The organism is Candidatus Dependentiae bacterium (assembly GCA_016871815.1).
GTDB lineage: Bacteria > Babelota > Babeliae > Babelales.
Genome location: VHBT01000032.1, coordinates 1 through 8130 on the forward strand (window position 1 = coordinate 1; position 8130 = coordinate 8130).

Annotated in this window: 8 protein-coding genes; all 8 read left to right on the forward strand. The window is 38.1% G+C overall.

Going from position 1 to position 8130, the window contains the following annotated elements; all coding sequences use genetic code 11:
• The first annotated feature begins 511 nt into the window (after positions 1–511).
• Entirely contained in the window at positions 512–1516 is a 1005-nt protein-coding gene (locus tag FJ366_04040; protein MBM3894736.1) for a hypothetical protein, read from the forward strand.
• Positions 1513–2514, forward strand: a complete 1002-nt coding sequence (locus FJ366_04045) for a hypothetical protein (protein MBM3894737.1) — start codon at positions 1513–1515, stop codon at positions 2512–2514. Before FJ366_04040 ends, FJ366_04045 begins: the two co-directional genes overlap by 4 nt.
• Complete coding sequence (locus FJ366_04050) at positions 2511–2960, forward strand: hypothetical protein (protein MBM3894738.1); 450 nt, start codon at positions 2511–2513, stop codon at positions 2958–2960. The genes FJ366_04045 and FJ366_04050 overlap by 4 nt, the downstream gene beginning before the upstream one ends.
• Complete coding sequence (locus tag FJ366_04055; protein ID MBM3894739.1) at positions 2881–3363, forward strand: hypothetical protein; 483 nt, start codon at positions 2881–2883, stop codon at positions 3361–3363. Before FJ366_04050 ends, FJ366_04055 begins: the two co-directional genes overlap by 80 nt.
• A 76-nt stretch (positions 3364–3439) precedes the next feature.
• Complete coding sequence (raiA, locus tag FJ366_04060; GenBank protein MBM3894740.1) at positions 3440–3895, forward strand: ribosome-associated translation inhibitor RaiA; 456 nt, start codon at positions 3440–3442, stop codon at positions 3893–3895.
• A 153-nt stretch (positions 3896–4048) separates the two neighbouring features.
• Entirely contained in the window at positions 4049–5749 is a 1701-nt protein-coding gene (locus FJ366_04065) for a hypothetical protein (GenBank protein ID MBM3894741.1), read from the forward strand.
• 141 nt (positions 5750–5890) lie between these two features.
• Positions 5891–6559, forward strand: a complete 669-nt coding sequence (locus FJ366_04070; protein MBM3894742.1) for a hypothetical protein — start codon at positions 5891–5893, stop codon at positions 6557–6559.
• A gap of 129 nt (positions 6560–6688) precedes the next feature.
• A partial coding sequence (locus FJ366_04075; GenBank protein ID MBM3894743.1) for a hypothetical protein occupies positions 6689–8130 on the forward strand: 1442 nt, incomplete at its 3' end.

Here is an 8130-nt window from a genome sequence, read left to right on the forward strand (position 1 = left end):
AAGATCAATCAAAAAAAGAGTTATTGGAACAAGAAATTATCAAGCTTTTAGAAACACTTCCGCTCTCTGATAGCACTATTTCAGCTCAACTTTCTGATATGTTATCAACAAAATCCAACACGGCGTTATTAAAATTACAGCTACTATCTTTTTCTTCTTCCATAAAATACATCGGTGATGTTCCATTTATTCAGCTCAAAGAGAACCCATTTGTTGTTATTATGTCGATACTATATCTTTCTTGCTCTTTAATTTCTTTTGTCCCCCTTTTTATACTTGGCGTTGAAAAAAATCCTCTTTTTCTTTTAGGAATGCTGGTCGCAGTAGCTGCATTAGTTCATTGCATTATGATTATTAATGAAAATTCTTTACCAGACAAGAACACAACAAATTTTGACTCAATAACCCATCGTTTCTCGATAGAACCTGGCGATGGTATTTCAGTTTCGTTTGAAGTTGTGGGAGAAAAACCTGCACCACAAGCTGATCCTCAAACAGAGGGCCTTGCATCATGAATCATATCAAATCGTTACTCTTGGCTCTTTTCTGCACAATTCAACTAAGCGCTACACCAACTGAGGTTGTCATCCCTATCTCGGCAAACGCAACCGTTGCCGATTTATTCACCTACGCTGGCGCAGATGGCAAAAAACATATTAAAATTCCTCAAGCGCCACACTTTCAGACTCCTGGACACACAGAGACACTCTACCCCGCAATGTATAACCAATACCTTACACTTGGTTCGTTTTTGCGATTTACCAAACGAGCATCAAGCCTTTTTAGAACCGCTGAAGACATAATTGAATTTCAAACAAAACTAAACAATTTTTTTGAATTAATACGTAAAATTGATTTAGAAAAAAGAACTCCCGACATGTTTGTAACAATAACCAAGCCAAAAAAATTGTTTCGTGATGAGCTTTGTCAAGAATTATCACAAAGAACCTTACACAACCTTTTCTATGACACAGCTAAAAACCATCTGAATGGAATCGATCAAGATCAATCAAAAAAAGAGTTATTGGAACAAGAAATTATCAAACTCTTAGAATCGCTTCCGCTCTCTGATAGCACTGTTTTAGCTCAACTTTCTGATATTTTATCAACCAAATCCAACACGGCGTTATTAAAAATACTGCTACTATCTTTTTCTTCTTCCATAAAATACATCGGTGATGTTCCATTTATTCAGCTCAAAAATAACCTATTTGTTATTCTTATGTCGATACCATATATGTCTTGCTCTTTAATTTCTCTTTTCCCCCTTTTTATACTTGGCGTTGATAGGAATCCTCTTTTTCTTTTAGGAATGCTGATCGCAGTAGCTGGATTAGTTCATAGCATTATGATTATTAATGAAAATTGTTCACCAGACAAGAACACAACAAATTCTAACTCAATAACCCATCGTTTCTCGCCTGAACCTGGCGATGGCATTTCAGTTTCGTTTGAAGTTGTGGCAGAAAAACCTGTACCACAAGCTGATACCGCAACAGAAAGGCTTACATCATGAACCATATCAAATCACTACTTTTAATTTTTTTATGTGCCGTCCAACTAAACGCAGCTCCAACCGAAGTTATAATTCCAATAACTGAAAATTCAACCGTTGCCGATTTATTTACCTACGTTGGCACAGATGGAGAAAAACATATTTCTTTTCCATTGTCCCCACATTTTTTCCACAAATCAATTGAAATTCGCAATTATTTTGCGATGTACGGAAAGTATCTCACCCTTGGAGCTTTTCTCAGATTCATAAAACGAGGACATCTCTTATTTTCTCAGAACGAAGATCAAACAAATTTTAAAATAAAGTTTTACTCTCTCATCGACGCTAAAAAAGAGTTACAAAAAATTGAAGATCCTAAATTTTTAAGCAAAAAATTTATTAAAGATAAAGACATACCTTCTGAACTTTCCCAAATTATAGACAAAACAACTCTTGCTACCTTAAACGAAACCGTAATCTTGCAAAACAATCATGATATCTTGCAAAACAATCATGATATTGAATTCTATAAAAAAGAAATCCAAAAAAATGAACGCGTAATCATTTCTCTTTTAGAAAAGCTACCCCTTAACGAGCAAGCCATACAAATTGAACTCTCTAATATTTTATCTACAAAATCAAACTCTTACTTATTGTCAAAAATCTTCTTTCCTTTTGCATCTAAAATAAAATGGGCAGAAGACAACCCAATAATTCACACTGTTGAACCAAATCAATATGTCTTGCTTGCACTGCTTTCTTTTATATGTTCTTCACTCTCTTTTCTCGCAGGCATTATAAATAAATGGAATCGTACATCTTTAACTTTTATTACAATAGCCGCCTACAGCCTTGTCGTGATAATTTCACGTTTGATCCTAGATAAAACAAATCCTTTATTTGAACGAATAAAGTTCTTTTCGCCTGAGCCAGATGATGGAATTTCAGTTTCGTTTGAAGTTGTGGCAGAAAAACCTGTACCACAAGCTGATACCGCAACAGAAAGGCTTACATCATGAACCATATCAAATCGCTACTTTTAATTTTTTTATGTGCCGTCCAACTAAACGCAGCTCCAACCGAAGTTATAATTCCAATAACTGAAAATTCAACTGTTGCCGATTTATTTACCTACGTTGGCGCAGATGGCAAAAAACATATTTCATTTCCGCTGTCTCCGCACTTTAAATCTTATTGGCCAAAAGAATATCCTGCTTTTTACAAAAAAGGTTTAACCTTGCAATCTTTTTTACAATTTATAAGTCAAGGCCACACTCTTTTTGAAGATCCATATGAACAGCAAGCCTTTTACGCGGCGATAAAAGCCGTAATTCCACTCCTTAAAATAAGTGATTTTAAACGAATAAATAATTTATCAACGCTTCATGAAACACAAAAAAAAAATACTCGCCGAAGAAAAAATAATTATAGACCTCTTGGAATCGTTAAAATTATCCGACGATGAGATTCGTGAAAAATTAACCACTATTCTTTCGTCTCAGCCAAGCTTTACATTGTCACGCTTTTTAGAATCATTTTTTCAACCATTTCGTTCAAAAATTTCTGATGACAAAATAACGATAAGAAGCGGATTTATCTATCCAGCAGGGTCTTTAGCAGGTTTTTTAATAAGCTTTTTTTTATTCGCTGTTCTTCTGGAACCAGCACACCACATGCATCTATTACTAGGTCAAAGGATCTTTTTTATCGTGGGTTGTTCATTAGGATTTCTTTGTATCTACTCCCTGCTGACAAACATCGCAAATGTTGTTACAGCTACAATGTCGCCGGAATCATTGCATTTTTACTCACCAGAGCCAGATGGCGGCATTGAAGTAATTTTTGAACTTCTACCAGAAAAAAAGTAGTCAATTGCCAAAAACATAGCCGTTGAAAACAAACTTGCGCTTGAAGCATCAATAAAAAATATTAATTGCTTTTCTTTTGAATAAGAAAAAATATACTAAAGCTGAATTGTGCATCGCGCACAACAATCAAACAAAAAACAGTTTGTCTCTCAAAAAAATGCTAGGGGGAACTATGAAAGTCACATTCACCTTTCAAGGTCTTGACCACACAAAAGCAATCGAAGATCATATCGAAAAGAAATTACAGAAACTAGATGAATACATTTCATCTGAAGTTTCGCCACGAAACGTTTTGGTCCATGTAAAAAAAGATGCTCAAACAAAAATTGAACTCAATTTACGAACAAAAAACTATCATCTTGATTCGCATGCAACCAACTACGATTTGTACCTTGCGGCAGACGATGCGGTTGCAAAAATAATTACACTCGTCAAAAAACAAAAAGAAAAAAATCTAACAGCGCGACACACAGGTGTCGACAAACGCTCATATGATCAGTTTTTCACGGAGCCAGAAGACGAAGCAGTATAATACATTTGCATCAAACTGAAGAAAAAAGGCATATGTTTTTTATATGCCTTTTTTCTTTAAAAACTTCACCCAAAACCAATACTATTTATTTTTATTACTCAGATATGATTGACTGCATGGCGATATTAACGTCTCATCAGATTTGAAAAAAAAATGAACCTAAAAAAAACTTTTTTCTCTCTAAAAACAGCCATCATTTTAACTGTTTTTGCGCTTGCGCTTGGTACTGGTTTTTTATTTTTAAAAAATACTCAAAAAAAAACATTCTCAAAGCCACAACTCACCTTCGTGCTGGTTATCGATCAATTTGCGTACCACTACCTACACAAAGTTAAACCATTCCTTTGGGGCGGGCTTAAAACACTTTTGGATAACGGAATCGCATACACCCACGCAACACACCCACACGGAGTTCCCAGCACCGCTTGTGGTCATGCTGCAATCAGTTCTGGCACATACGCAAAGCATCACGGGATTATTGGTAACGAGTGGATCAGCGAAGACAACAAACCCATCAAAGCATCACACGATTCTCCAAAAAACGCTGCTCAATTCCTCCCAAACGGAAAAGTGCGCACAGACGTTGGAGCATCATCAAAGCAGCTCATGACAGACACTCTTTCTGACACCTTTATTCTGAGTAACAACAACTCAACCAATAAACACATGGTTTTTTCGTTCGCATTCAAAGCTCGATCTGCCATCATGATGGGCGGAAAAATGGCACAATCTTTTTGGTTTGACGAAGAAAACCTTGGACTTGTTTCAAGCAAGGCATATATGAATGAACTTCCTGACTGGCTCATCAAATATAACAAAGAACACGCGCCAACAAATGGCAAAAAATTTAACTGGCAACCAGTGTTTGATGTAAAATCGGACGCATACAAATTTAGTCAGATCGATAACTACAAACACGCAACAATTCCCCAGATCTGCACAACCGAATTTAAAGTAACAGCAGCAAAAATTGGCAGCGATTCATCACCAGATGAACTTTTTGAAAAAACGCCATTTGGAGATGCCTTTGTTCTTGGTGCCGCCAAAGAATGCTTAGCTCACAACTTTCATGGCGCAGAAAATGAATCTTGCTTGCTCTGGCTTTCTTTCAGCTGCCTGGACCTTGTGGGTCATTACTTTGGACCTCACAGCATGGAAGCAATTGATATGATCTACCAACTTGACCGACAAATCAAAGGGCTCCTCGATTTTGCAAAAGAAAAATATCCAGACATCACACCACTTGTAGTTTTAACTGCCGATCATGGAGTCATGCCAATCCCTGAAGTTTTAAACGATGATGGTTTTAGTCTTCCCGTCAGAGTTGATGCCAAAGACCTGGTAAAAAAGCTTAATGAAGTTGCAGAAAAAGAATTTGAAATTAAAAATCTTGTCACGCTGGTCAAACCACCACAATTCTTCTTTGATCGAGCAAAATTCAAAACACTTTCATCTGAAAAAAAACATGCGCTTACCAACCGCCTTGCCGAAGAGCTATCCAAGCACCCCTCGATAAAACAAGTCTGGACACATTACGATCTAAAAAAACCACTCGTTGTCTCTGACTTTTTTGCAGAATTATTCCAAAGTCAATTTTACAAAAAACGCTCACCACAACTCAGCGTGCTTCCAGCGCCGTATCACATGATCACCAAACATCCAAAAGGGACCTCTCACGACACCCCATACTTATACGATTTACACGTTCCATTGGTGATCTGGCAAAAAAATAGATTTGAAAACAAGACAATTAACGAGCCCGTTCGCGTTTTGCAACTGCCGGTAACACTTGCGCATATTCTTGACGTTCAAACCCCATCAGCAGACGAAAAAGAACTTCTTCCTGGTATCTGATCGATTCAATCTGAAAACAACAAAGCTGCTTTTTTTTAAAAAAAGGATGTTTTTTCCTTCACAAGGGCCACTTTTTGCTGCAAAAAAACACCCTTGTTAGAATAAAGCCATCGTAAAAACCCAAAAAAGATGGAATACCATATGTTTTCACACACAAAAAAAATTATTTTAGCCGTCATGGCTCTTGCGTCAGTTGCTGCTCACAGCACCCGCACCGATGTTGCAAATCTTTTGCCGAGCAAAGACAGCGTGATCACAACAAATTTTAAAGGCACAACAAATTCTCGCGATTCGAGCAAAATTATCAGAGATGCGGTTGTTTCTGCATTTGTCAGTGCTTTTTTGATTGCCGAAAAAGGTTCAATTACTGAAGCATCGTTTGCGGCAGTTCTTTCCGCAGCATTTTCAACCGGCGCAGTAAAGCTTTTAGCAGGAAAAGATACCAAACCACTTGGCTTTGCGGTACTGATGATTGGTCAAAATATTATTCAAACCTTTAAAGCTGTTGGAAATCTTGCATCATTTAATTTTTCTGAAGCTGTAGAATTCTTAAAAGGCCAAACTCTTCAAACCAAAGTTGCGTTTCTGGTTCGTACATTGTACCCAATTTTAGGCATGGTTTACTTACAAAAAACTGATACATCAACCGTTTCTGGATTAACAACAACTGTTGTAGGTGGAGTCACTGACGCACTTTCCCCAGATCCAATTAAATCATTTATGAAATCTACCGATTCGGTAATCGAAAGATACGTGCCATCAACATATTTTGAATCGGAAACCTGGAAAACCCAATCTGACGTGGCCTAACTCCGTTCATTTATTGATAATTATTAACGGGCGGAAATAAAAAACCGCCCGATTCTATTAAACTTGATAACCTTTTTTGTAATTTCGCATACTATCACCGTACACATTCACCAGTATCCCTAGGCGACCATGAGAATCTTATTTTTATTCGTTTTTTTATTTCTTTTCGTTCCACAAAAATCATTGTGCCTCGTCACAAATCAGCAAGTCATAGAATCCCTACAATTTCTCTCTCGTGCAAAAAAAAGTGTTCCTGGTCAAAAAATTACACCAATCCAAAAAATTGCACGCCAGGCATATGGTGCGTGGCAAGACATCGCAGAAGCATGGAATTTTATCAGGGAAAGAAAGACTAAGATTCATTTAGGCAACGCTCCAGAAAAATTGTTACAGGCTTTTTTAATCCAACTCAAGAAACAACATACAATAATCAGTAATAACAAAACAAAATTAATCCATTTAAATCGAGAGCTTCCTGAAAGCGATCGTACAATTTCCATGCACCTTATATATTTACTAAAAAAAACCCAAGAATATTTAAGCTGGATCACACAAGAAATTGATCGAGTCTCAGAAGCTATTGAAGAGAAAAAATTTCAATTAACTGCTCTGCCACACTCCCCACGCTCACACAGAGCAAGAATAATGTCCAATCCTTGGTTATCACCATCCGCTTCAAGGTCGCGCACAAGATCACGATCGCGATCCACAAGTCCCTTGATCTATGGTTCACGTCTCTCGCCAATTTCACTTGATTCCGAACCAACAATGCCACTTTCCCGCCCAACTCGCCCAACAAGCCATGGTTTACGCCTCTTGCCACATTCATTTGATTTCGAACCAACAACTCGCCCAACAAGCCATGGAACTCGTGCGCGATCAGCTTCACCTCGATCTCCACGCAGGCCAGTAAGACCCTCGAGTCCGGTTCCATTCGTGCTTCCAGCTTCTCCAAAATCCCATAGTTCACGATCTTCTCGATCTCACTCTCCTGAACCTCGCGGTGGCGCAGGAGGACCAAGCAGAACCTCCTCACCCCGAGCACCCTCTCCACGATCGAGCCTTCGCGACCTTGCAGCATCAGTCAGTTCTCCGCTTTTCATACCTCGAGGTGATAATATTTGGCTCTTTCCCCTCAATCCCTCAAAACAAGAAGGAAACAACTGCGGTGTGTGCGCTCTGATGAACGCAAAAGCAATTTTAGAACATCTTGAGGCTGGTAACCCAATACACACCGTTGAGCTTCCAGGTCGAACTAACTGTAATGACGTACGCTATATTTTTAATTCTGAAGTAGCCCTCAAATACCATGGTAATCCATTTGGGGCAATTGACGATGCAGACATGGGAATTGTAGCTCGGCAATTAGAGCTTGCGGATAATCAAGGAAATTTTAAAGACCATAATAAGGCTGAGTTAGTTTATGTCAGTGACTCTACAGGAGGCCTTGAAATCAAAAAAAGCCCAAACTGGGTCGGCGATGTTGATGAACTCAGAACACAATTACACTCAGCATACCAAGATGGAAAAGCAATTATTGTTATTTTCCTTACCAAAGGAAAAATCGACGG